The following is a 21,442-nucleotide window of genomic DNA, read 5'->3' as shown; positions in this document are numbered from 1 at the left end:
TACGGCCCCGGGTACGGCCGGGCGGCGCCTTGTGACGGTGCCGCCCGGCCGCACCCGTCGGCTCAGCCCTTGCCGAGCAGCTTGTTCATCTCGGCGATCTCGGCGGACTGCGCGGCGACGATGTCGCCGGCCATCTTCTTGGCGGGCGCGTAGGAGCCCTTGGCCTGCTCCGTCTTCGCCATCTCCACCGCACCCTCGTGGTGCTTGATCATCATCTCCATGAACGCGGTGTCGAAGGCCTTGCCGGAGGACTTCGCCAGCCGGTCCATCTCCTCCTCGGTCATCATGCCGGCGGTGCCGCCGTGGCCGCCGTCGTGGCCGCCGTGGTCCATCCCGGCGTCCTCGCCGGGCACCTGCTCGCCCCAGGAGGTGAGCCAGCCGGACAGCGTCCGGATCTCCGGGTCCTGCGCCTTCTTGATCTTCTCGGCGAGCGCCTTGACCTCCGGGGCGGCGGCCCGGTCGGCGGCCATCTCGGACATCTGCACGGCCTGCCGGTGGTGCGGGATCATGCCCTGCGCGAAGGCCACGTCGGCGGCGTTGTGCGCGCCCTGCCCGGGCGAGGCCGGGGCGGTGGACGTGGTGGCGTGGCCGGTGTGGCCGGACGGGGTGTCGTCGCCGTCGCCGCCGCAGGCGGCGAGGACGAGCGCGGCGGTGACGACGGTGGCGGCGGAAGCGGCCGCTCGGCGGGCACGGGACGGGCGTGTGGTCGTGAACATGGGGTGGTGCACTCCTTGCGCGTGAACGTGGGTACGGCTCGGGGCACGGCGGCGGCCCGTCAGGGCCGCGCGCCGCGCGGGCGCCGCTATATGCGCAGGAGTTGCAGCTGTGCCAGGTCCGGCGGGGCCCGGCCGGTGGCCGCGCCGGCGGCCGGGCGGGCCGGCGGCGCGAGGGCCGTCTCCGGCTCGACGCCGCTGGGGGCGAGGGGCGCGGGGGCGGGCGCGGTGGAGACGCCGCCGGCGGCGCACGTGGCGTCCGCGTGGTCGAGGTGACCGGCCCCGCCGCGTCCGGCCCCGGCCTCGTCCAAGTGCTCGCAGGCGTCGCCCGCGACGTGGACGGTGTACGCGACGGCGTGTGCCCCGTGCCCGCCGCGCGGCGCGTGGGCCTGCGGCGCCGCCGTACCGGCGGCCAGCCCGTGCATCGCGAACACCCCGGCGAGCACGGCGAGGACGAGCAGCATCCGCCGGTACGCCGTGGGGCGTACGGGTCGGCGGTGCTGCGCGGGGATCACGTCCGCCATCGTAGGCGGCCGTGCGGCACCCGGGGCGCCGGGGTCCGTCACCGCGTGCGGGCGACGTAGTAGACGTTCATCGGGTCGCCCTCGACCGACCGGACCTCCACCTCGGTGAAGCCCGCCTCGCGCAGCATGCGGCGGGCGGTCTGCTCGCCCCACACCGTGCCGAGGCCGGCTCCGCCGGTGGAGAGCGAGGTGGTCATGCAGTAGAAGAGGCTGAAGCCGAAGAGGGCGGGGCCGTAGGGGTGGCCGATGTTCTCCTCCAGCCTGCTGGAGGCGGCGATGTCGCCCATCAGGAACGTGCCGCCCTCGCGCAGCGCCCCGGCGACCGCCGCCAGCGCGGGGGCGGGCTCGGCCAGGTCGTGGATGACGTCGAAGGCGGTGACGAGGTCGTACGTGCCGGGGAGGTCCGCGGCGTCCCCGACGGTGAGGCGCACGTTGTCCAGACCGAGGCGGCCGGCCTCCGCGCGTCCCGCGGCGATGCCCTCCTCCGAGCGGTCCAGGCCGTGGAAGCGGCTGCGCGGGAAGGCGCGGGCCAGGATCACGGGCACGTGGCCCTGCCCCGTGCCGACGTCCAGGACGTCGATGCCGTCCCGGAGCCGGTCGAGGACGCCGGGGGCGAGCGGGAGGATCGTGTCCACCAGCGCCCGGTCGTACACGCGGGCGCTCTCCTCGGCCTGGAGGGCCTGGAAGCGGGGGTAGGCGGAGTACGGTACGCCGCCGCCCTCGCGGAAGCAGCGGACGACCCGCTGCTCGACCTCGCCGAGCAGCGCGATGTACTGCATCATGCCGGCCAGGTTGTCGGGACCCGCCGCCGTCGTGAGGCAGGCGGCGCGCTCGGGCGGCAGGCGGTAGGTCCCGCCGTCGGGGTCGTACGTGACGAAGCCGCCCACGACCATGCCGCCCAGCCATTCGCGTACGTACCGTTCGTGCAGCCCGGCCGCGTCGGCGATGGCCCGGCTGGTGGCCGGCGGCAGGGTGCTCATGGTGTCGAAGAGCCCGGTCTGGTGGCCGACGCTGGTGAGCAGGGCCAGGCACGCGTCGTTGAGGACGCCGGCCACCCGGGCCGCGAACGCCCCCGCTTCCACCGGACTCGACGTCTCCGCCGGACTCGATGCGCCGGGCTCTGATGCCATTCGCGTCACGCCTCTCCTCGGGCAAGGCAAGGCCCCCGGCGCGACGACGGCCGCCCCGGGGGACCCGGCCCAGCAGCCCCCTGTGGCGGGGGCGCTTGGGAGTTAACGGCTCCACCCTGCCAGGCCGGCCCGGCCACGGGACCGGACGCGCGGCCGGACGCGCGGCGGCGTCACCCGTCCGGCCCGGGGGCCCGCCCGCATCCGTTCGGGTGCCCCGGCGCGGCGGAGCCGCCCGCGTCCGGCCGGGCCGGTTATGCCTGCGGCAAGGTCACCGCCCGAGAGAGGATCCCTGGTCACCCATGAACGCCCCCCACACCGTACGGCGGCTGCGCGTCGGCAGGCGCGCCGCCGTCGCCGTCGCCGCCCTGGCCGCCGCCTCCGTGGCCGCCTCCCCGGCGGGCGCCGGTTCCGCCGCGGCCGTCAAGAACTGCTTCGACCGCGCGACGCAGCCGTACACCTCCCAGGTGGACGGTCATCTCCACTTCCGGCCCTTCGGCGGCAAGGCCATCCCGTTCGACGAGGTCACCGCGTACCTGCGGAAGAGCGGGGTGCGCTACGCCAATGTGTTCGGCATCGGCCAGAAGCTGCCCGTCGGGTCGAGCTGCACGTACTACCTGGACTGTCCGGGCACTCCGGTGCTGCCCAGCATCAAGAACGACGTGGTCAACGGTGAGAGCTACCTGGAGTCGAAGCCCGAGAACCCGCGTCTGACGCTCTCGATGAGCTCCTTCGACGTGGCGAACCCGGAGGGGATCCCGGCGGATCTGGCCCTGTACGACGAGGAGTTCCCGGGACTCTTCCGCTGGAGCGGCGAGCTCAACGTGGTGAAGGCGGCGCTGTTCGACAACCACCACGAGCCCGCGACGCCCGAGGACATCGACGCGTGGGCGGAGTTCATGGCCGTCATGGAGGAGCGCGGCATCCCCGTCACCCTCCACGCGGACCTCGGGAACGACCGCGAGCCCACGAAGTACCTGCACCTCTTGGAGCGGGTGCTGGACCGCTATCCGCGCAACAAGATCGTGTGGGCGCACATGGGCCTGTCGAAGGAGCTGTCCACGATGGACCCGCGGTGGCACATCACGATCCTGAAGCGGCTCCTGGGCGAACACCCGAACCTGACGCTGGACCTCAGCTGGCGGGTGCTGGACGACCAGTACTTCGGCAAGCCGGGGGTGCGCAGGCTGTACGCCCGGTTCCTGGACGCGTATCCGACCCGGGCCATCCCGGGGACAGACTTCGTGGCGTCCGCGGACAAGGACTACGCGGTCTACAAGGAGGAGCTGGAGGTGACGAGCCGGATCAACAAGGAGCTCGGCGACGCGGCGTTCCGCGGGATCGCGCTCGGCCAGAACTACTTCCGGCTGCTCGGCCTGGAGGACCGGGCGCCGGAGGTCTGCCGCTCCTGACCCAGAGGGCCCAGGCCGTGGCCGGCGAGGCCGTGGTCGGCGAGCCGTCCGACCGTCAGGCCGCGCGCCCGGCACGCGGCGACGAGCGCGGGCAGGGCGCCGAGGGCGGCCCGCCACGACTCGGGCGCGCTCGTCACGTCGGAGTCGTGGAGCAGGACCGTGCCCCCGCCGCGCAGGGTCCTCGTCACCTCGGCGAGGACGCCGGCGGGGGTGGCGTCGGCGGTCCAGTCGCGGCCCCACGCCGACCACAGCACCGGGCGCAGCCCGGCGGCGCGCGCCGCCGCCCACCGCCCGCCGGTGAGGATGCCGTACGGGGGCCGGTACCACAGGGGCCGCTGACCGGCGGCCTCGGTGACGAGCTCGGTGGTGCGCGCCAGGTCCCGCGCGTCGCGCAGCGGCCGGGGCCACCAGGGGCGGTCGTGGCGCCAGCCGTGGACGGCCAGTTCATGGCCCTCGGCGGCGATCCGCCGCCCGAGGTCCGGGTGGCGCGCCAGCCGCTCCCCCAGGACGAAGAAGGTGGCGCGGACGGCGAGTTCGTCCAGGGCGCGCAGGAAGCGGGGCGTACTGGCCGGGTCGGGGCCGTCGTCGAAGGTGAGCGCGACGCGCGCCGGGTCGCCGCGCCCGTCGAGCCCCGGCCACAGCAGCGCGCGGGGCGCGGGCAGCCAGGTGGCGGCGGGCCCGATGTGCCAGGCCGCGGCGGCCAGGGCCGCCCGGGCGGCTGTGCGGGGGCTCACCACTTCGACCGCCCGTTGGCCTCCTGGTCCTCCGCGACCAGCGGGGAGCGGGCCAGGTGGACGCAGCCGGCGGTGAGGATGGCGAGGGCCAGCACCTCGAAGCCGACGCGCCAGCCGAGGTGCACCTTCTCCGCGAAGAGGGTCACCCCGAGGACCACGCTCAGCAGCGCGTCGCCGAGGGTCATCGCGGGCTGGGACGCCACCAGGGTGCCCGCGCGCAGGGTCACCTGCAGGAGCAGGAAGCTGGCGAGCCCCACGCCCATGGCGGTGTACGGCTGCCAGGTGGTGAGGACCGCGCCGAGCCCGTCCGGCAGCCGCCCCAGGGCGTCCTTGAGCAGCGCGGCGGTGCAGGAGAAGCCGGTCGCGGTGGCGGTGCCGAGGGCGGCGGCGCGTGGCGCGGACGGCAGCCGTACCGACACGGCGATCATCACGGCCACGAAGGCGCCGATCGCGAGGGCGGTCCACAGCCAGTCGGCCGGGGGGACGGTGTCCCGGCCGCCGGAGGGGTCCGCGAGGGCGAGGAAGGCGGCCAGGCCGATCGCCATGGCGGCGAAGGCCCAGCGGGTGGCGGTGTCGGGGCTGCGGCGGAAGACCACGCTGCCGAGGACGAGCGTGAACATCAGCTCGGTGCTCATGACGGGCTGCACGATGGACAGCGGTCCGGTGGCCAGGGCCAGTGCCTGGAGGATGCCGGAGACGGCGAGGAGCCCGGCGCCCCACACCCAGACCCGCCGGTGCACGAGGTTCGCCATCCACCCGCCCCGGGCCCGGGACGGGCCGGGGCCGACGTCGGCCGCGGCGCGCCGCTGGAGCACCGAGGCGCCGGCGTTGCCGAGCGCCGCGAGCAGCGCCAGGAGGATCGACAGGGCGAGCACGGGATCAGCCGAACCGCTTCGCCAGGGCGCGGAAGAAGCCCGGCACGGCACCCTGCATCCGGGCGGGCATCGCCAGCCATCCGGGGACGTAGAGGTCGTGGTCGGTGCCGCGCGCGAGGGCCCGCCACACGAGGTCCGCCACCCGTTCGGGGGATACCGGTCGGGGGTGGTCGCGGTGGTACGGGACGCCCCGGCGGTCGAAGAACGGGGTGTCGACCGCGCCGGGCAGCACGACCGTCACCCGTACGCGCGTACCGGCGAGTTCGTAGCGCAGGCTCTCGGCGAGGGCGAGCAGGCCGCCTTTGGTGGTGGCGTACACGGCCTCGTTGGCGACGCCGACGCGGCCGGCCATGGAACCGATCACGACGATGCGGCCCGCTCCGCGCTCCACCATCCCCGGCAGCACCAGGCGGATCAGGTGCACCACGCCGGTGAGGTTGACGGTCAGGAGCCGGTCGACGGCGTCGCCCGGCATGTCGACGAACGGGCCCGCCCAGCCGACCCCGGCGGCGGCGACCAGCGCGTCGACGCGGCCCTCCCGCTTCAGGGCCTCGGCCGCGAGCCGTTCCACGCCCGCCCGGTCGCCCAGGTCGACCGCGAGCGGTGTGCCGCCGGTGCGGCGGGCCACGGCGTCCAGCCGTTCCTCGTCCCGTCCGCCGAGCAGCAGCCGCCAGCCCCGGTCGGCCGCGGCGATGCGCTCGGCCACGGCCTCGCCGATCCCGGAGGAGGCTCCCGTGACGAGCGCGACCGGCCCTGCGGGTACCTGCCCTGCGGGTGTCGGGGGCATCTGGATCCTCCGGAGTGTGGGGAACGTGCCCTTCCAGCGTCCCTGTTTCCGGCCGGTTCGCCTCCCGGGAGCGGGCGCGGCCGCCACGATCCCCTGCAGATCCACCCGAACAGGCCGATTCGGCGCCTTCCCCGGCCGCGCCGGACGCCCGGACGGACGAGCATGGAAGCGGCCGGCAGCGAGGCCGGCGCCGAGGTCTGGAGGCGCCCATGGGGCGGCGGTGCATGGTGCTCAGCGCGAGCATGGGCGCGGGCCACGACACGGTGGCCGCCGAACTGGCGCGCCGGCTCCGGTCGGCGGGCCACGAGGTCCTCGTACGCGATGTGCTGACGCTCCTGCCGCCGGGCGCCGGGCCGGGGGTGCGGTCGTTCTACCGGTTCACGGTGCGCCACGCGCCCTGGCTGTACGAGGCGATCTACGCGGCCTTCCTGGCGCCGGGTCCTCCGGAGGGTGCCGCGGCACCGGCGCGCGGGCGGCTCGACGTGGCGCCGATGGCCGCGATGGCCGAGCGGCGGCTGGGCGCGCTGGTGCGCGACTGGCGGCCGGACGTGGTCGTGTCCACGTTCCACTTGGCGGGTCAGGTGACCGGGCGGATGAGGCGGCGCGGCACCCTGCGGGTGCCGTGCACGGTGTTCGTCACCGATTTCGCGCTGCACCGGGCGTGGCTGGAACCGGGCAACGACCTGTTCCTGTGCGTCTCGGAGACCGCCGCGCGGACCGCCCGCGCGCTCACCGGGTGCCCGGCCGCCGCGCCGGGGCCGGTGGTGCCGCCGGGGTTCGACCGCCCGCCCCGGTCGGAGGCGTGGGCGGCGCGGCTCGCGCGGGCGGGCGACGGGCGGCCGCCGGTGCTGCTGTCGGCCGGGGCCTGGGGCGTCGGGAACGGGCTCCTGGCGACCGCCGGGGCGCTGGCCGGACACGGCTTCCTGCCGGTGCTGCTGTGCGGGCGCGACGAACGGCTGCGGCGGCGCGCGGCCCGCGTGCCGGGGGCGCTGGCGCTGGGGTGGGTGGACGACGTGCCGGGGTTGATGTCGGCCGTACGGCTGCTGGTGGACAACGCCGCCGGCCAGACCGCCGTCCAGGCGCTGGCCGCCCGTGTGCCCGTGGTCGGCTACCGGCCCATCCCGGGCCACGGTGCCGTCGGCGTACGGCGGATGGCGGCCGAGGGCCTGACCGTGTACGCGTCCGGCCTCGCGGAGCTCCTCGATCTGACGGACCGGCTGGTGCGTCCGGGGCCGGAGCGTGAGCGGCGCGTGGAGCGCGGCGCCGCGGTGTTCCGGGACGACGCGGCGCGGCTGGTGGCGGGGCTCGGCGATCCGCCGGCGGGCGATCCGTCAGCGCAGCCCGAGGCAGGGCAGCCATGCGCGTGAGGCGCCGTGGGCGGCGGTGAGCAGGGCGCTGAGCGCCCCGGCCGGGCCGCCCAGCAGGCCGGGCGGCCAGTCGTCGTACGTGCCGGGAAGCCGCGCCGCCAGGTGGTGGACGAGCCGTTCCTTGAGGGCGGCCGCGGCGGGCACGCGCGCATGGCGGTCGAAGGCGTCGGCGACGGCCAGGACGCCCGCCGCTCCGTGGCACAGGCCGAGCAGGTCACCGGGGGTGTCGCCGAAGAGGTGGAACTCCGTGTCGTAGTGCTCGGCCAGCGTGGTGAAGGCCGCGGCGGCCCCGTCGGCGGCTTCCTTGTCGCCGAGGGCGTCGGCCGCGTCCCACAGGGCCCAGGCGACGCCGGGATTGCCGTAGCACCAGGCCTGGCGGCGGTTGGGGACGGCGGGCGGCGGGCCACCGTCCAGTCCGGCGCCGGGCCAGCTGCGGACGGCGCGCTCGTCGTCGTACGCCTGGCGCGCCAGCCAGCGGGTGGCCCGGGTGAGCGCGCCGGTGAGCTCCGGGTCGGGCCCGAGGCGGCGGAGAGCGGCGGTGAGGGCGGTGGCGAGTCCGGCGACGCCGTGGCCCATGCCGGTGTTGATCCGGCCCTGCATCCACGCGAGGTGGGGGTGCCCGTCGTACTGTCCGGCCCGCAGGCGGGGCAGCTCGTCGCCGTCGCACAGGAGCGTCAGATGGGCGGCGAGCGGGTGCAGTTGACCGGGAGTCGGGTCGGTGCCCGCGCACAGGGCGAGCAGGGTGCCGGAGGGGCCTGAGATCAGGTCGTAGTCGGGAAAGGCGACGCCCTCCGTCCGGTACGCCGGGGGGCGGGCGGCCAGATGGTCGCGCAGCCGGTCGGCGGCCCGGTGCAGCGCCGGGTGGAGCGTGGCCCCGAGGCGCAGGCCGACGAGCGTGCCGGCCAGCCCGCCGTCGTACAGCGCGGGGTGGGACGGGCCGCGCCCGGCGGACTTGGCCCACACGGCCACGGCGGCGGCCGCCGCGTCCCGGTCCGTGTCCCGGTCCGCGACCAGGTGTGCGAGGACGGGGATGCCGGGGTCGGAGGGCGGCCCCGACCGGTCGGCGGCGGCCGTCCACTCCTCCAGGTACCGGGTGGCGAGGTCGTGGGCGGTGTCGTGGGTGGCGTACGCCATCGGGGTCCTCCCGGGCGGGCGGCGGGGTGGCGTGGGCGGAGCCGCCCGGATGGACCGGGCGGCTCCTGTGACGTGTGGTCAGGCGCAGATGACCACGGTGGCGCAGACGACGATCGTGCACAGACCGCTGCAGCCCGCGGTCGTGGGCGACGCCGACGGCAGCTCGCTGTCGGTGATGCGCTCGTCCAGGTCGTCGATGAGCAGGTCGAGGTCGGCCAGTTCGATGTGGGGCATGGGACGTTCCCTTCTCTTTCACTGGGTGGGGTCCACCCCGGCGGGCCGCCTGGCGGGCGGGCCGGGGAGGTCTTGTGCGTCGCCGCGCAGCAGTGCGTCGGCGGCGGCCACGGCGAGCCGTTCGGCGCCCTGGTCGCAGGGCAGCCTCAGCAGCGCCTGCGCGGCGACGGCCGCACCGCCGTGCAGGGGGTCGCGCAGCAGCAGCTCTCCGGGCGCGGGGAGCATCTCCTCGACGAGGAGCTCGTCGCCCGCCTGTTGGGCGCAGAGTCGCTCCACGAGGTGGAGGGCGGTGAGCGAGTCGAAGTCCACGGGCACCGGTTTCGCGCCGGGGCCGGTGCGGACGAAGGCGTGGCGGGGCAGCGCGGTGTCGCGGCGCAGCAGGGCGAGGGTGCGGACCTTGGTGAGCAGGCTGTCGCCGGGGTGCCACAGGTGGGCGCGGCGCAGCCGCCAGGTGGCCGGGGAGAGGACGAGTTCGCCGCCCGCCGTCAGCCGGGGCAGCCCGCGCCGGTCCGGCAGCGCCGCGTCCAGGCCGTCCAGGCGGACGAGCCAGGAGGCGGCCGGGTGGCTCGCGGCGAGCAGGATGCGGACGAGGACGTCGTAGGGCGGGACCGGGGAGCGGGTGGCGTGGTGGACGGGGACGATGCGCTGCCCGTCGGCCTCGGCGATGATCCGGCGGCCGCTGCGGCGCACGGTGATCCGGTCCAGCGGCAGGTAGCGCGCGTGCGCCCCGAGCGGCCCGTAGTACGGCGTGGGGTCGGGGTCGCCGGTCCACCACGTGGTCGCCACGGGGCGGCGGACGGCGTTGGCGGCCCGCTCGGCGAGCGGGGGTACGAGGAGCTCGACGAAGCGGACGCCGGTGCGCCGTTCGACGGCGGCGAGGAAGTCGCGGTAGGCGTCGGCGTTGCCGTACCCGCCGTGCAGGGTGCGCAGTGCGTCGGCGAAGCGGGCGTCGAGCACCCCGGCGGCCGAGGCGGTCTCCAGGACGGCCACGGGTCCGGGGCCCGGCTGCGGGGACAGCGGGCGCAGCAGGCAGTCGACGGGCCAGGGCGGCACGGCGTCACGGCCCCGCGGGGCGCCCAGGGCGTCGAGCAGCGCGTCGTCCACGTCGACGCGTTCGGCGCCGGAGCGGGCGGCGGCGTCCAGGTGCTCCAGGAGCCGGGCGTAGCCGGACCCGGGGTCGCGGGCGGGGGCCCAGCCGCCGTACCGCCGCAGGACGGGCGGCGGGCCGTCGGCCGCGGAGAGCCGGTCGGCGAGGATCTCGCTGACGGGGCGCGGCCGTTCGGTGAGGGCGGCGATCTCGGGGCGCGCCTGGGGCGGGACGTCCGGGTGGCCTTCGGCCTCGCGCAGGGCGGCGATCCGGGCCGCGATCCGCAGGCCCCGCAGCACGCGCTCGGCCGCCGGTACGGGCACGGTGGCGCCGGGCCCGAGGGCGCGGTACGCGTCGAGGAACCAGCCGCCGGGGTCCGTGCCCGCGGGCGTGCCGGGGTGCGGCAGCGTGCCGGTCGCGGTGACGGCGTCGGCCCGGACCCAGGGGCTGTACCGGTGCCGGGGGGCCGTACAGACCTGGAGGACGCCCAGGGAGAGCAGGTGCTGGAGGAACCCCCGCAGCACGCCCGGGTCCGCGGCCGCCGCGCCGCCGGGCGGCGCGGCGGCGCCCAGGACCGTCTTCTCCAGCTCGCCCAGCGGGCACGGGCCGTCGGCGAGGAGGGCCAGCACCACCTCCAGGACGCGGGTGCGGCGCAGGACGACCTGGCGGAGCCGGCCGGGCTCGCGGGGGTCGACGACGTAGCAGCGCAGCCGTCCGGCCGGGTCCTCCGGCGCGGTGGCCGGCTCGGTGAAGTGCAGGGGCGCGGGCACGAGCAGGGTGGCAGGGTCGGCGGTGCGCAGGTCCAGGGGCGCGATCCGGGTCCGTACGAGGTGGATGTTCTCCATGGCGGTGGCCGCCAGCGCGCCGAGGGCGGCGGTGCCGGGGGCGAGGAGGGAGCTGCCGTCCGGTGCGGCGGTGACCGGCAGCGCGGCGATCTGGCCCGCCCAGCCGCGGGGCGTGGTCTTCGCCGCGGCCCGGCCGAGGACGCGCCAGATGTACGCGGTGCGCTTGCGCAGTTGCCTGCCGGTCCAGGACTGCCCCTCGGCGAGGCGCCGTTCGACGTCCTCGGTGAGGCCGGGGGCGGTGGCCGCCAGGAAGGCGCGCAGGACGGGGTTGGAGCGGGCGGTGTCCCAGGCCTGGACGGCGATGCGTTCCTGTTCGGCGGTGACCGCCTGTTCCAGCGCGGTGAGGCCGGCCGCCGCGGTACCGGTCGCGTTCAGTAGCGCCCGGGCCTCGGCCGCCAGGTGGTCCGGGACGGCCGGCGAGCGTTCCAGGAGGCGGCAGTCCGCCGCGCCGGGGGGCGCGCCGGAGTGCAGCCGCCGCCGCAGGGCCAGGACGGCGCCGCGGTCGGCGCCCGTCAGCCCGGGTTGCGGCACCACGTCGGCGCCGAGCCGGTCGGCGAGCAGGCGGGCGCGTTCGGCGCGCCGGTCGTCGGCGTCGGCCTGGCGGACGACCCGTTCGAACAGCTCGGGGCTCGCGGCCGCGGTCCAGGCGTCGCAGGGCATGCCCGCGACGCGCAGCAGCGCCGTGGCGCCGAGGGCCCGGTCGCGTACGCCTCCCGGGTCGGGCACTCCTGCCGCGTCCCGTACGCGCGGTGCGCCGGGCGCATCCCCTCGTACGTCCGGGGCCTGCGGGGCGCCCGGGTTCTGCGGCGCGTTGGAAACGTGCGGGATGTCGGAAGCGTGCGGGGCGTTCGAAGCGTGCGGGGCGTCCGGGGGCCGCGCCGCGTCGTGCCGTGCGCCGGCCGCGTCCCGTGCGGCGGCCACCTCAGGCCGTCCCCTCTTCGGCGTCGGCGAGTGCCTCGGTGAGCAGGCACTGCCGGGCCACGGAGAACCGGCCGCGGTTCCAGTGGAAGATCACGTGGTGGGCGGCCGCCCGGCGCGGGCCGACCGTCGCCTCCCCCGATTCGAAGTAACCGGCGCGCCAGTGTTCCGCCGCCCGGCGCGCCGCCTCCCGGTGGGAGCGCAGGACGTCGCGCCACGCCTTGGGGAGGGCGTCGAGCTGCGCGTCGGGCGTCTCGTTCCAGTACGCGCGGATGCCGTCGGCGGCGCGCTGCCGCCCCTCGCCGCGCAGCCCGTCGGGGAGGCGGCGCCCCGTCTCCTCCCGGACGACCTGCCACACGCCGCGGTGCTCCCAGCCGACGATGCCGAGGGCGTCCAGCACCGTGCGCAGCAGGATGAGGGACACCCGCCAGTCGGGCGGGGCGGCCTCGCCGGGCGCGGCCGTGTGGAGGTCCAGCCAGGCGCGGGAGTCGGCGGTGAACAGCCCGTGCAGGTACGGCATGGAGTGCGGACCGCCGAAGAGGTACGTCTCCGGCTCGTACACGCCCGCGTACGGCCGCGACCAGGCGCCGTCGCGCCGCTCGAAGTGGCGGGCCAGCGCGGCGCGCAACTCGCCCGCCCGGGACGCCTCGGAGGCGCGGAACCGGACGCGGAGGCCCGGTGGTTTGTGCATGAAGAAGAAGTCGCGTGCCAGGCCGGTGGCGAGGAGGTCGTCGGCGGCCTCGACGACGCGCCCGTACAGCAGCGGCCAGGCGGACGGCTCGGGCGCCACGCTGACCTGCACCCAGCCGGTCTCCGGCAGGTCCTCGCGCAGTGCCCGCAGCCCCGCCGTCAGGAACGCGCGGCGGGCCGCCGCGTAGGCGGGGCCGTCCGGGACGAGCGGCACGGTGCCCAGCGGCTGGGTGCGTGCGTCGTCCAGGCAGTCGGCCAGCAGACGCTCGACCTCCAGCATGCGGCCCTCCTCGCTGGTGGGGGATTCCTCCTCAGTGATGTCCGGGCCGCTTTGTGCCGAAAGCACGAAAAGAATTGATCATATTATCGATGGAGGTACGCTGGCGCATTTCCGTATTCCGGGACCACCGGCTCACACCCCAGGCGACCACCGACGGTGTCGTTTGTCCGGCGATTTCTCGGACACCCGTCCTTCACCCGCTATCCGTACGAGGGAGGGAGGCGGCGGTCATGCCGGGGCGAGAGGTTATGCCGTCGACACTGAAACGCTCACCGGAGAGCGCGCAGCGCACCTGGGCGGAGGCCCATGACTCGGCCGTCGAGCAGTACGGCGAGGGCGAGCGCGCGCACCGGGTGGCGTTCAGCGCGCTGAAGCACACGCACGAGAAGGTGGGCGACCACTGGGAGCGCAAGGAGGGCGGCCGCAAGGGGCCTTCGGACTCCCTGGCGGCGCGCCCGCGCGGGCAGGGCGGGCGCAGCGGCGAGGGTGTGGACGAGCACGCCTCCAAGGAGCACCTGTACGAGCTGGCGAAGAAGCTCGGCGTCGAGGGCCGTTCGCGCATGTCGAAGCCGGAGCTGCTGGACGCCATCCGCAAGGCGAACAGGGCCGAGACGCGGAAGGCGCGCGGCTGAGAGACCCGCCCTTGCGAAGCGGGCGCTGAGCCCGGCGCGTTTCGCCGCGGGGGCTGAGCCCGGCCCTGCGAGGCGGGGGCTGCCCGGGGGCCTGCTGAGGCCCTGCTCACGGAAGCCCGCGGCCCTCCTCACGGCCCTGCTCGCTCGCGGAAGCGGGAGCGGCGGGAGCCCCGGGCCGCGCGGGTCCGAGGCTCCGGGGCGGCCGGCTCGGCGGCTCACATCGCGATGTGCGCCGGGATGTGCGTCACCTCCTCGATCTCGTGTCCGGCCTTCTTCATGAGATTCCTGCACAGTTCGTTGAGGGCGCGTGCCGCCGCGATCTCCTCGCCGACCCGGTGCTGGTCCATGTCGTCCGGGTGCCGCTTGGCCCTGCCGTGGCCGCGCATCTCCGTGCCGTCCGGGAGCCTGACGAGGCACGACGCCTTGGTCTTGCCGGTGTCCTCGTCCTCGGAGAACTCGATATCGACGTGCCATCCGACGATCGTCTGCATCGCACTCACCTCCTGGGTCACTCCTCCAGCGTGCACCCGCGCGCGGGGCCTCGCCCATTCGGGGGAGCGACCCGTGCTCGCGTCCTACGCGCTGACCGCCGACCACCCGTAACCGCCGACGTCCTCGTACCCCTCGGCCTCCGGCAGCCCCGCGCCCACCCTGCCGATGTCCCGGTACGCCGTCCGCAGCAGCTGCCGCGCCAGATCGCTCATCGCCCGGCTCGCCGCCAATTCGTCGCCGATCTCGGGAACGTCGGGGTCGTCGGGGTTGCGCCGGGCCGTCCCGTGTCCCGTGAGCGTCGCCGTCCCCGTGTCCACGGTCGCCCGCGCCCGCGTGGTGCCGTCGTCCTCGGCGAGTTCCAGGCGGACCCGCCACTCCAGTGTTCGTGCCATGGCAACCTCCTGGTTTCAGGATCCCTCTCCGGGCTCCGGGGCGCGTGCCTGCGGCGTGCCTCCCGGGAGAAGGCGGGCCGACAAGGCAGAAATGTTCCAGCGGAAACCAGCGAAAGCTAGCGGAAACCAGCGAAATCCAGCGGAACAGCGAAACCAGCGGACCTTTCATTGCCGGCGGCCGGAGACCCAGATGCGTGTCATGCTTGTCCACCCGAGTGCCCTGATGTACTCCGAGATCTTCCTGCGACTGGAGCCGTTGGGGCTGGAGCGAGTGGCGGCTGCGGCCCGCGACGCCGGCCATGAGGTGCGCGTGGTGGATCTCCAGGTCCTTTCCCGCGCGCTGCTCGACCGCGAGATGGCCTCCTTCGCGCCGGAGGCGCTGGGGATCTCGCTGAATTACCTGGCCAACATTCCCGAGGCCATCGAGATCGCCCGGAAGGCGAAGGCCGCCTCCCCCGGGTGTTTCGTCTTCCTCGGCGGGCACAGCGTCTCGTTCATCGCCGAGCACGTCCTGGAGCAGGCCGACGGCGCGGTGGACGCGATCGTACGCGGCGAGGGCGAGCCGGCCGTCGCGCCGCTGCTCGCGGCCGCCCGGGACGGCGGGCTGCAGACGGTCCCGGGCGTGGTGTGCGCGGACGGCCGCGGACCCGCTCCGCAGCTGCTGGACAGCCTGGACCGGCCGCGCCCGGCCCGCGACCTGATGCGCAAGCGCCACCGCTACTTCATCGGCGAGCTCGATCCGTGCGCCTCGATCGAGTTCACCCGCGGCTGCCCGTGGGACTGCTCGTTCTGCTCCGCGTGGACGTTCTACGGGCGCAGCTACCGCAAGGCGACCCCGGAGGGGGCGGCCGAGGAAATGGCGTCGATCCGGGAACCGAATGTGTTCATCGTCGACGACGTGGCATTCATCCGGCCGGAACACGGCGACGGAATCGCCGCCGAGCTGGAGCGCCGGAAAATCCGCAAGCGCTATTACCTCGAAACCCGCAGTGACGTCCTGCTGCGCAACCGGGAGGTATTCGAACGCTGGACCCGGCTCGGGCTGCGCTACATGTTCCTGGGCATGGAGGCGATCGACGCCGAGGGGCTGGATCTCTACCGGAAGCGAGTAAGCCCAGACGACAATTTCCGGGCGCTGGAAGTGGCCCGCGAGATGGGGATCATGGTGGCGATCAACCTGATCGTCGACCCCGCCTGGGACAAGGAACGATTCCGCGTCGTCCGGGAATTCGCCCTGGCGGTGCCGGAGATCGTCCACCTGACGGTGATGACGCCGTACCCCGGCACGGAGATCTGGCACACCGAGGCCCGCCAGCTGACGACGCGCGACTACCGGCTCTTCGACATCCAGCACGCCGTCGTGCCGACGAAGCTGCCCCTGGAGGAGTTCTACCGGGAGCTCGTCCGCACCCAGGCGGTCATCAACCGCAAGCACCTGGGGCTGAGCAACGCCATCGGGGCCATGGGCGTACTCGGCCGCAACCTGGCGCGCGGCCAGACCAACTTCGCCCGCATGCTGTGGAAGTTCGGCCGGGTCTACAACGCCGGCCGCCAGCTCGCCGACCACCGGCGCCCCGTGGAGTTCGAGCTGCCGCTCCCTCAGCGCCGGACGGCACCGCCGGGGCGCCAGGAGCTGTTCATCCACACCCGGGCGCAGGCGCACCCGGCCCGCCGCCCGGACCCGGACCCCGAGCCGGACGGGGTCTGATCCCGGCGCGGCGCTACTCCGTGGGGGGCGCCCCGAGCAGCCACAGCGTGCCGTGCTCGATGGTGAACTGCACCTCGCACGGCCCCCGGTGGTGCGCGGCCAGCCGGTGCAGGCACGCGGTCAGCCGGGCGTACGCCTCCGGGTCGAGCTCCGCCAGGTCGCGCAGCGGCAGGGCGGGGCGGGCGCCCGAGACGACTTCCCTGCCCTGGGCGTTGGGCAGGTAGCGGCCTTCCCCCTCGGCACGCGGGTCCCGGCCCAGGGCCGCGAGGCCACTGCCGGAGTCGGGGCCGAGGTTGCCGAACACCATGGTCTGGACGGTGACGGCGGTGGCGGTCGCGGCGGTGGCGGTCGCGGCGGTGCCGCGGCCGTCCGGGTCCGTGTCCGGGTCCAGATCCAGGTCCGGGTCGCGGTCCGGGTCGCGGTCCGGGTCCGGGATGTGCGCGAAGGCGGCGAGGACGGCCCGGCGGAGCTGCTCGGCGGGCTCCTGGGGGAACTCCTCCCCCGTGGTCTCGGCGATGACGTCCTTGAAGCTCTCCACGGTCCGGATGAGATCGGACGTGTCCAGCCGACTGTCGTCGGGCACCCGGTGCTGCCGTTCGATCCCGTTGAGGACACGCTCGAAACGGGCGGGGTCCACGCCCATCACCGTCGTACCGAACATCTGGACAAGGCGGCGGTAGGAGTCCCAGGCGAAGCGCTCGCGGTCGGGGGTCTTGCCGAGGCCCAGGACGGCGTAGTCGTTCAGCCCGAGGTCGAGGACGGTCTCCATCAGCCCCGGCGCGGGGTGCTCGGCGCTCGCCCGGACCGAGAGCAGCAGCGGGTCGTCGACCCGCCCGAGCCTCTTCCCGGCGGTCCGCTCCAGGGCGGCGAGGTGTTCGCCGATCTCCCGGTCCAGGCCGGGCGGCGGCTCGCCCGTGGCGCGGAAGACGCGGCACGCCTCCGTGGTGACGGTGAAGCCGGGCGGGACGGGCAGGCCCATCCGGGTCAGCTCGGCGAGCTCGGCGCCCTTCTCCCCGAGCAGCCCGACCGCGCCGGGCACCCCGGCCGGGGCCTCGGTGAAGTCGTACACGTACCTGGTCGTCATCCGCCGCCTCCCCCGCTCACCGGTGCGGTACGACGGCGACGGGGGCCGCCGCGTCGCGCAGCACCGCGTGGAGCGCGGGGCCGAGGTGCGCGCGCCACCGCAGCCGGCGCCTGCGCAGGCCCAGCACGACCAGCCGGGCGCCCCGCGACGCCTCGGCGAGGGTCCGGCCCGGCCGCCCGGGGCCGTGTTCCCGCGCGACCGGCACGCCCGGGTACCGGCCGGTCCACGCCGCGAGGACGTCGTCGAGCACCTGCTCCCTATCAGCCAGCTGCGCGACGTCGGTGACGAGCCTCAGCCCGCAGCCGTACCGGGCGGCGCAGTCGAAGGCGAAGGCGGCGACGTCGTCGCGCGGCCGGTCCAGGTCCAGGCCGAGCACGACGTCACCGGCCGGATCGCCCGCCCACCGGGCCGGCCGCCCCAGGCTGCGCACTAGGACGACCGGGCGGCGGACGCGTACGAGGACGGCCTGCGAGACCGACCCGGCCACGAAGCCGGTCACGGTCCCGAGGCTCCGCGAGCCGAGCACCAGCAGCTCCGCGTCCTCGCTCGCGTCGCACAGCCGGTCGACGGGGCTGCCGCGGTACGGGGAGGTCTCCACCGCCACCTCCGGATGGCGGCGGCGGACGTGCCCGGCCACGGCGTGCAGCAGCCGCTCGGCACCGCGGCGTTCGCTGCCGCGGTCCGCCACCGGCGTGACGGCGTCGGCGTCGGGACTCCACACGTGCACGAGCCGCAGAGGGCGCCCCCGGGCGAGCGCCTCACCGGCGGCCCAGTCGGCCGCCACCATGCTCTCGCCCGTTTCGTCGACACCGACGGTGACGGTGCGCGCCATCTCGACTCCTCCGGCGTCCGGTCGTCGTCCCCCGTTCCTGTCCCCCGTACCTCCACTGTGCTGCATGAACACGGCACGGCGGCGGCTGACGGGGGCCGGACGTGCACGGCGGGCCCGGGACGGGCACGGTGGCGGCCGGCTCAGTGGCCCCGCCTGATCCACTCCTCCAGGTGGGGCGCCTCGGCGCCGATCGTGGTCGGGTCGCCGTGGCCCGTGCGCACGACGGTGTCGGGCGGCAGGGTGAGCAGCCGGCCGCGGATCGACTCGATGATCGTCGGGAAGTGGGAGAAGGACCGCCCCGTGGCGCCGGGTCCGCCCGCGAACAGCGTGTCGCCGGTGAAGACGGTGCCCAGGTCCGGCGCGTACAGGCAGACGGCGCCCGGGGCGTGTCCCGGTGTGTGCAGGACGGTCAGGTCCGTGCCCGCGACGGTCAGGACCTGGCCGTCGCGCAGTTCGCCGTCCGGCTCTGCGTCCGGGTGGGTCCGCTTCCACAGCGGCAGGTCGTCGGGGTGGAGCAGGACCGGCGCGCCGGTGGCGGCGGCGAGCGCGGGAGCGGCGCCGATGTGGTCGTCGTGGGCGTGCGTGCACACGACGGCCCGCAGGGTCCGGCCGTCGAGGGCGGCCAGGATGGCGTCGGCGTCGTGGGCGGCGTCGATGACGATCGCCTCCGAGCCGTCACCCACGATCCACACGTTGTTGTCGACGTCCCACGTACCGCCGTCGAGGGAGAAGGTGCCGGAGGTGACCAGCCGGTCGACGCGCGCGGCCGTCACAGGACCACCACCGAACGCAGCACGTCGCCCTCGTGCATCCGGGCGAAGGCCTTCTCGACGTCGCCCAGGCCGATGGTCTCGGTGACGAACGCGCCGAGGTCGATACGGCCCTGCTGGTGCAGGTCGATGAGCATGGGGAAGTCCCGCGAGGGCAGGCAGTCGCCGTACCAGGACGACTTGAGCGCGCCGCCGCGCCCGAAGACGTCGAGCAGCGGCAGTTCCAGCTTCATCTCGGGGGTGGGCACCCCGACGAGGACCACCGTCCCGGCCAGGTCGCGGGCGTAGAACGCCTGGCGGTACGTCTCCGGGCGGCCGACCGCCTCGATGACGACGTCCGCGCCGAAGCCGCCGGTCAGTTCGCGGATCGCCTCGACCGGGTCGGTGGAGCGGGAGTTGACGGTGTGCGTGGCGCCCATCGACCTCGCGGTCTCCAGCTTGCGGTCGTCGATGTCGACGGCGATGATCTTCGCCGCGCCGGCCAGCCGCGCGCCGACGATCGCCGCGTCACCGACGCCGCCGCAGCCGATGACGGCGACCGAGTCACCCCGCGAGACCTGGCCGGTATTGATCGCCGCGCCGATGCCGGCCATCACGCCGCAGCCCAGCAGCCCGGCGACGGAGGGGGCGACGGCCGGGTCGACCTTGGTGCACTGGCCGGCCGCCACCAGCGTCTTCTCGGCGAAGGCGCCGATGCCGAGCGCCGGTGCCAGCTCTCTGCCGTCGGCCAGGGTCATCTTCTGCCGGGCGTTGTGCGTGTCGAAGCAGTACCAGGGGCGGCCGCGCAGGCACGCCCGGCACTTCCCGCACACCGCCCGCCAGTTGAGGATCACGAAGTCGCCGGCGGCCACCTCGGTCACGCCGTCGCCCACCGACTCCACGACGCCCGCCGCCTCGTGGCCGAGGAGGAAGGGGAAGTCGTCGTTGATTCCGCCCTGTTTGTAGTGCAGGTCGGTGTGGCAGACCCCGCACGCCTGGATCCTGACGACCGCCTCGCCGGGGCCGGGGTCGGGGATGGTGATGGTCTCGACCCGCACGGGCTCGTTCCGCCCGGGGGCGACGACTCCCTGTACCTGCTGCGCCATGTGACTGTCCTGTCCGCTGAGGTGAATGGACGTGTTCTCGGTACCAGTTTCGGTACGGGGTCGCTCGGGAGGGTGGCGGAACAGATCATTTCGGCCAGCGCGGCGCGGATGGTCCGGGCGGTCCGGGCCGTCCGGGCCGTCCGGGGGGCCTCATCGGTTGCCGCGCCAGCGGGCGTCCCTGCTCTCGTCGTTCAGGACCTCGGCGATGCCGGGGTGGCGTACGGCGTCGAGTTCCCCGTCGGCGAGCAGGCCGGCGATGAGGGCGGGGCTCCCGAAGACCTCGGTGGCGCTCAGGTCCCAGTCGGTGAGGACGTACCAGGAGCGGTCCAGGGGCCACCATTGCGCGGGGAAGTGCGTCGCCGCGCATCCATCGGGTGAGCATCCCGTGTCGTAGAACGCCACCGCCTCGCCGAGGCTGCCGCGCCGTACGGTGACCGGGCGGCCGGCGTCATGGATCGCCGCCTGGGCCCAGTAGCACTCGGTGTCCGGGCCGTCGGGGCTGTGGCGAGCCAGGAGCTCGACCAGACGGGCCAGGCACTCCCGGTCGATCTCTCCCGCGGAGGGCCGGTCCACCTCTTCGGGCAGGCCGAGCCCCTCGAAGACCCTCCAGGACGGGGTGTACTCCCAGTCCTCCAGACGCTTGCCGACCCGTGCGAGGAGGTCGTTCCACCGGAGCCGTACCTCTCCTTCGTGGAGGGTGTGGAGCACCCAGCAGCGGTCGGCGAGGCCCTCCTGGGGCTCGTACCCCAGGAGGGCCTCGTCCTGCTCCAGCAGCGCCCGCATCCCGTCCAGCGGATCATCGTCCGGTACGAACTTCACCCTGTCCCCTTGCCTCCGGCTGTCCCCTTGCCTCCGGTCAACCGCTCGAGGCTAGACCATGCGGGCGGTACCGCCCATCGACATCGCCGCCGCCGTGAAGACGGGCTTCCGCTGCATCGGTTCGACTCCGAACGCGGCGCGGCCCGCCTGGGCAGCGGTTCTGCGGTCGTTGTCAGACCCCTCCGCTACGGTGCGGCCCATGGCGAACTTCGTACTGGTCGCAGGCGCGTGGCTCGGATCCTGGGCGTGGGACGACGTGGTGCCCGCGCTGCGGGAGGCGGGGCACGGTGTCCACCCGCTCACGCTGTCCGGCCTCGCCGACAAGCAGACCGTGCCGGCCGGGCGGCAGACGCACGTCCGGGACGTCGTCGAGGAGGTCGAGCGCCTCGATCTGCGGGACGTCGTACTGGTCGGGCACAGTTACTCGGGCATCCCGGTCGGTCAGGCCGCCGGCCGGATCGGGGACCGGCTGGCCCGCGTGGTCTTCGTCGACGCCGACGTTCCGGTCGAGGGCGAGTCGTTCGTCTCCACCTGGTGGGAGGGCCCGGCGAAGCTGGAGGCCGCCCTCGCCCGGAACGGCGGCTTCTGGGCGCCGCTGACCGAGGCCGACTGCGACGGCCAGGGCCTCACCGAGGCGCAGACCGCCCGGCTGGTGGGCGGTGCGACACCGCACCCGGGTGGCTCTCTGGCCGACCCGGCCGTACTGGCCCGGCCGCTCGCCGGGCTTCCGGCGACGTACGTCACGTGCCTGCTCGACGGCCCCGAGCCGCGCGACGAGGTGACGGCGGCGCTGCGGGCCGGCGAACGGTGGCGGCTGGTCGAGATGGACACCGGCCACTGGCCGATGTTCTCCCGACCGGACGAACTGGCGCGGATCCTCCTCGAAGCGGCCGGACAGTGA

Annotated in this window: 23 protein-coding genes; 5 read left to right on the top strand and 18 right to left on the bottom strand. The window is 75.0% G+C overall.

What is annotated here, in order from left to right:
- Positions 1 to 62: 62 nt before the first annotated feature.
- The 3 genes from AC07FJ_RS19965 to AC07FJ_RS19955 all read right to left on the bottom strand — a co-directional run bounded on the left by AC07FJ_RS19965 (position 63) and on the right by AC07FJ_RS19955 (position 2,367).
- Positions 63 to 716: a DUF305 domain-containing protein gene (locus AC07FJ_RS19965; RefSeq protein WP_479050622.1), complete on the bottom strand. Its 654-nt coding sequence runs from the start codon at positions 714 to 716 to the stop codon at positions 63 to 65.
- An 86-nt stretch (positions 717 to 802) separates the two neighbouring features.
- Entirely contained in the window at positions 803 to 1,228 is a 426-nt protein-coding gene (locus AC07FJ_RS19960; protein ID WP_479050620.1) for a DUF6153 family protein, read from the bottom strand.
- A gap of 47 nt (positions 1,229 to 1,275) precedes the next feature.
- A complete protein-coding gene (locus tag AC07FJ_RS19955) occupies positions 1,276 to 2,367 on the bottom strand; it encodes a class I SAM-dependent methyltransferase (RefSeq protein WP_479050618.1) in 1,092 nt (363 codons plus the stop codon).
- A gap of 299 nt (positions 2,368 to 2,666) precedes the next feature.
- On the opposite strand from AC07FJ_RS19955, the gene AC07FJ_RS19950 reads away from it, so the two are divergent.
- Positions 2,667 to 3,776 (top strand): amidohydrolase family protein, encoded by a 1,110-nt coding sequence (locus tag AC07FJ_RS19950; protein WP_479050616.1) that lies wholly within the window; start codon positions 2,667 to 2,669, stop codon positions 3,774 to 3,776.
- Here the strand turns inward: AC07FJ_RS19950 and AC07FJ_RS19945 are convergent.
- Genes AC07FJ_RS19945 through AC07FJ_RS19935 form a run of 3 tightly spaced genes read right to left on the bottom strand, consistent with a single transcriptional unit; the run spans position 3,722 to position 6,172 of the window.
- Positions 3,722 to 4,510, bottom strand: coding sequence for a polysaccharide deacetylase family protein (locus tag AC07FJ_RS19945; RefSeq protein WP_479050614.1), 789 nt, complete (start codon positions 4,508 to 4,510; stop codon positions 3,722 to 3,724). The genes AC07FJ_RS19950 and AC07FJ_RS19945 overlap by 55 nt on opposite strands.
- On the bottom strand, positions 4,507 to 5,385 hold the full coding sequence (locus AC07FJ_RS19940; protein WP_479050612.1) for a DMT family transporter: 879 nt from the start codon (positions 5,383 to 5,385) through the stop codon (positions 4,507 to 4,509). The genes AC07FJ_RS19945 and AC07FJ_RS19940 overlap by 4 nt, the downstream gene beginning before the upstream one ends.
- Before the next feature lie 4 nt (positions 5,386 to 5,389).
- Positions 5,390 to 6,172: an SDR family NAD(P)-dependent oxidoreductase gene (locus AC07FJ_RS19935; RefSeq protein WP_479050610.1), complete on the bottom strand. Its 783-nt coding sequence runs from the start codon at positions 6,170 to 6,172 to the stop codon at positions 5,390 to 5,392.
- Positions 6,173 to 6,396: 224 nt separating this feature from the next.
- Here AC07FJ_RS19935 and AC07FJ_RS19930 point away from each other — a divergent pair, with 224 nt between their 5' ends.
- Positions 6,397 to 7,539, top strand: a complete 1,143-nt coding sequence (locus AC07FJ_RS19930; RefSeq protein ID WP_479050608.1) for an MGDG synthase family glycosyltransferase — start codon at positions 6,397 to 6,399, stop codon at positions 7,537 to 7,539.
- On the opposite strand, the gene AC07FJ_RS19925 is transcribed toward AC07FJ_RS19930, so the two are convergent.
- The 4 genes from AC07FJ_RS19925 to AC07FJ_RS19910 form a co-directional block, all read right to left on the bottom strand.
- Positions 7,504 to 8,673 (bottom strand): lanthionine synthetase LanC family protein, encoded by a 1,170-nt coding sequence (locus tag AC07FJ_RS19925; RefSeq protein WP_479050606.1) that lies wholly within the window; start codon positions 8,671 to 8,673, stop codon positions 7,504 to 7,506. The two genes, AC07FJ_RS19930 and AC07FJ_RS19925, sit on opposite strands and share 36 nt — an antisense overlap.
- Positions 8,674 to 8,751: 78 nt before the next feature.
- A complete protein-coding gene (locus AC07FJ_RS19920) occupies positions 8,752 to 8,907 on the bottom strand; it encodes a hypothetical protein (protein WP_479050604.1) in 156 nt (51 codons plus the stop codon).
- An 18-nt stretch (positions 8,908 to 8,925) separates the two neighbouring features.
- Positions 8,926 to 11,760 (bottom strand): lantibiotic dehydratase, encoded by a 2,835-nt coding sequence (locus tag AC07FJ_RS19915; protein ID WP_479050602.1) that lies wholly within the window; start codon positions 11,758 to 11,760, stop codon positions 8,926 to 8,928.
- Position 11,761: 1 nt separating this feature from the next.
- A complete protein-coding gene (locus AC07FJ_RS19910) occupies positions 11,762 to 12,727 on the bottom strand; it encodes a thiopeptide-type bacteriocin biosynthesis protein (RefSeq protein WP_479050600.1) in 966 nt (321 codons plus the stop codon).
- A gap of 230 nt (positions 12,728 to 12,957) precedes the next feature.
- On the opposite strand from AC07FJ_RS19910, the gene AC07FJ_RS19905 reads away from it, so the two are divergent.
- Positions 12,958 to 13,359: a ChaB family protein gene (locus tag AC07FJ_RS19905; protein WP_361425269.1), complete on the top strand. Its 402-nt coding sequence runs from the start codon at positions 12,958 to 12,960 to the stop codon at positions 13,357 to 13,359.
- A 215-nt stretch (positions 13,360 to 13,574) separates the two neighbouring features.
- Here AC07FJ_RS19905 and AC07FJ_RS19900 read toward each other — a convergent pair whose 3' ends face one another.
- Together AC07FJ_RS19900 and AC07FJ_RS19895 are read right to left on the bottom strand one after the other, a co-directional pair.
- Complete coding sequence (locus AC07FJ_RS19900) at positions 13,575 to 13,850, bottom strand: DUF1876 domain-containing protein (protein ID WP_468296543.1); 276 nt, start codon at positions 13,848 to 13,850, stop codon at positions 13,575 to 13,577.
- An 84-nt stretch (positions 13,851 to 13,934) separates the two neighbouring features.
- The gene (locus AC07FJ_RS19895; RefSeq protein WP_361425275.1) at positions 13,935 to 14,243 is read right to left on the bottom strand and encodes a DUF1876 domain-containing protein; all 309 of its coding nucleotides are present in this window, start codon (positions 14,241 to 14,243) and stop codon (positions 13,935 to 13,937) included.
- Positions 14,244 to 14,433: 190 nt separating this feature from the next.
- Between AC07FJ_RS19895 and hpnR the strand changes: the two genes are divergently transcribed.
- Positions 14,434 to 15,951, top strand: coding sequence for a hopanoid C-3 methylase HpnR (gene hpnR / locus AC07FJ_RS19890; protein ID WP_361425278.1), 1,518 nt, complete (start codon positions 14,434 to 14,436; stop codon positions 15,949 to 15,951).
- Positions 15,952 to 15,964: 13 nt separating this feature from the next.
- Here the strand turns inward: hpnR and AC07FJ_RS19885 are convergent, their stop codons facing one another.
- The 6 genes from AC07FJ_RS19885 to AC07FJ_RS19860 all read right to left on the bottom strand — a co-directional run bounded on the left by AC07FJ_RS19885 (position 15,965) and on the right by AC07FJ_RS19860 (position 20,742).
- Positions 15,965 to 17,035, bottom strand: coding sequence for a PEP/pyruvate-binding domain-containing protein (locus AC07FJ_RS19885; RefSeq protein WP_479050597.1), 1,071 nt, complete (start codon positions 17,033 to 17,035; stop codon positions 15,965 to 15,967).
- Between the two features lie 16 nt (positions 17,036 to 17,051).
- Positions 17,052 to 17,867 (bottom strand): universal stress protein, encoded by an 816-nt coding sequence (locus AC07FJ_RS19880; protein ID WP_479050595.1) that lies wholly within the window; start codon positions 17,865 to 17,867, stop codon positions 17,052 to 17,054.
- Between the two features lie 140 nt (positions 17,868 to 18,007).
- Positions 18,008 to 18,640, bottom strand: coding sequence for an MBL fold metallo-hydrolase (locus AC07FJ_RS19875; RefSeq protein WP_479050593.1), 633 nt, complete (start codon positions 18,638 to 18,640; stop codon positions 18,008 to 18,010).
- Complete coding sequence (locus AC07FJ_RS19870) at positions 18,637 to 19,722, bottom strand: S-(hydroxymethyl)mycothiol dehydrogenase (RefSeq protein ID WP_479050592.1); 1,086 nt, start codon at positions 19,720 to 19,722, stop codon at positions 18,637 to 18,639. The genes AC07FJ_RS19875 and AC07FJ_RS19870 overlap by 4 nt, the downstream gene beginning before the upstream one ends.
- 150 nt (positions 19,723 to 19,872) lie before the next feature.
- Complete coding sequence (locus AC07FJ_RS19865) at positions 19,873 to 20,541, bottom strand: hypothetical protein (RefSeq protein ID WP_479050590.1); 669 nt, start codon at positions 20,539 to 20,541, stop codon at positions 19,873 to 19,875.
- 51 nt (positions 20,542 to 20,592) lie between these two features.
- The gene (locus tag AC07FJ_RS19860) at positions 20,593 to 20,742 is read right to left on the bottom strand and encodes a hypothetical protein (RefSeq protein ID WP_479050588.1); all 150 of its coding nucleotides are present in this window, start codon (positions 20,740 to 20,742) and stop codon (positions 20,593 to 20,595) included.
- On the opposite strand from AC07FJ_RS19860, the gene AC07FJ_RS19855 reads away from it, so the two are divergent.
- Entirely contained in the window at positions 20,741 to 21,442 is a 702-nt protein-coding gene (locus AC07FJ_RS19855) for an alpha/beta fold hydrolase (RefSeq protein WP_479050586.1), read from the top strand. The genes AC07FJ_RS19860 and AC07FJ_RS19855 overlap by 2 nt on opposite strands.

The organism is Streptomyces sp. NPDC045998, from assembly GCF_056430285.1.
Note: the sequence above shows the minus strand (reverse complement) of the source record. Positions and strands in the feature narration are given on the sequence as shown.

Bases quoted from the DNA above. Each gene is read 5' to 3' on its own strand.
- AC07FJ_RS19965 (WP_479050622.1), bottom strand. From the start codon at position 716: ATGTTCACGACCACACGCCCGTCCCGTGCCCGCCGAGCGGCCGCTTCC.
- AC07FJ_RS19955 (WP_479050618.1), bottom strand. From the start codon at position 2,367: ATGGCATCAGAGCCCGGCGCATCGAGTCCGGCGGAGACGTCGAGTCCG.
- AC07FJ_RS19950 (WP_479050616.1), top strand. From the start codon at position 2,667: ATGAACGCCCCCCACACCGTACGGCGGCTGCGCGTCGGCAGGCGCGCC.
- AC07FJ_RS19935 (WP_479050610.1), bottom strand. From the start codon at position 6,172: ATGCCCCCGACACCCGCAGGGCAGGTACCCGCAGGGCCGGTCGCGCTC.
- AC07FJ_RS19930 (WP_479050608.1), top strand. From the start codon at position 6,397: ATGGTGCTCAGCGCGAGCATGGGCGCGGGCCACGACACGGTGGCCGCC.
- AC07FJ_RS19925 (WP_479050606.1), bottom strand. From the start codon at position 8,673: ATGGCGTACGCCACCCACGACACCGCCCACGACCTCGCCACCCGGTAC.
- AC07FJ_RS19920 (WP_479050604.1), bottom strand. From the start codon at position 8,907: ATGCCCCACATCGAACTGGCCGACCTCGACCTGCTCATCGACGACCTG.
- AC07FJ_RS19910 (WP_479050600.1), bottom strand. From the start codon at position 12,727: ATGCTGGAGGTCGAGCGTCTGCTGGCCGACTGCCTGGACGACGCACGC.
- AC07FJ_RS19905 (WP_361425269.1), top strand. From the start codon at position 12,958: ATGCCGGGGCGAGAGGTTATGCCGTCGACACTGAAACGCTCACCGGAG.
- AC07FJ_RS19900 (WP_468296543.1), bottom strand. From the start codon at position 13,850: ATGCAGACGATCGTCGGATGGCACGTCGATATCGAGTTCTCCGAGGAC.
- AC07FJ_RS19895 (WP_361425275.1), bottom strand. From the start codon at position 14,243: ATGGCACGAACACTGGAGTGGCGGGTCCGCCTGGAACTCGCCGAGGAC.
- hpnR (WP_361425278.1), top strand. From the start codon at position 14,434: ATGCGTGTCATGCTTGTCCACCCGAGTGCCCTGATGTACTCCGAGATC.
- AC07FJ_RS19885 (WP_479050597.1), bottom strand. From the start codon at position 17,035: ATGACGACCAGGTACGTGTACGACTTCACCGAGGCCCCGGCCGGGGTG.
- AC07FJ_RS19880 (WP_479050595.1), bottom strand. From the start codon at position 17,867: ATGGCGCGCACCGTCACCGTCGGTGTCGACGAAACGGGCGAGAGCATG.
- AC07FJ_RS19870 (WP_479050592.1), bottom strand. From the start codon at position 19,722: ATGGCGCAGCAGGTACAGGGAGTCGTCGCCCCCGGGCGGAACGAGCCC.
- AC07FJ_RS19855 (WP_479050586.1), top strand. From the start codon at position 20,741: ATGGCGAACTTCGTACTGGTCGCAGGCGCGTGGCTCGGATCCTGGGCG.
- AC07FJ_RS19860 (WP_479050588.1), bottom strand. From the start codon at position 20,742: ATGGGCCGCACCGTAGCGGAGGGGTCTGACAACGACCGCAGAACCGCT.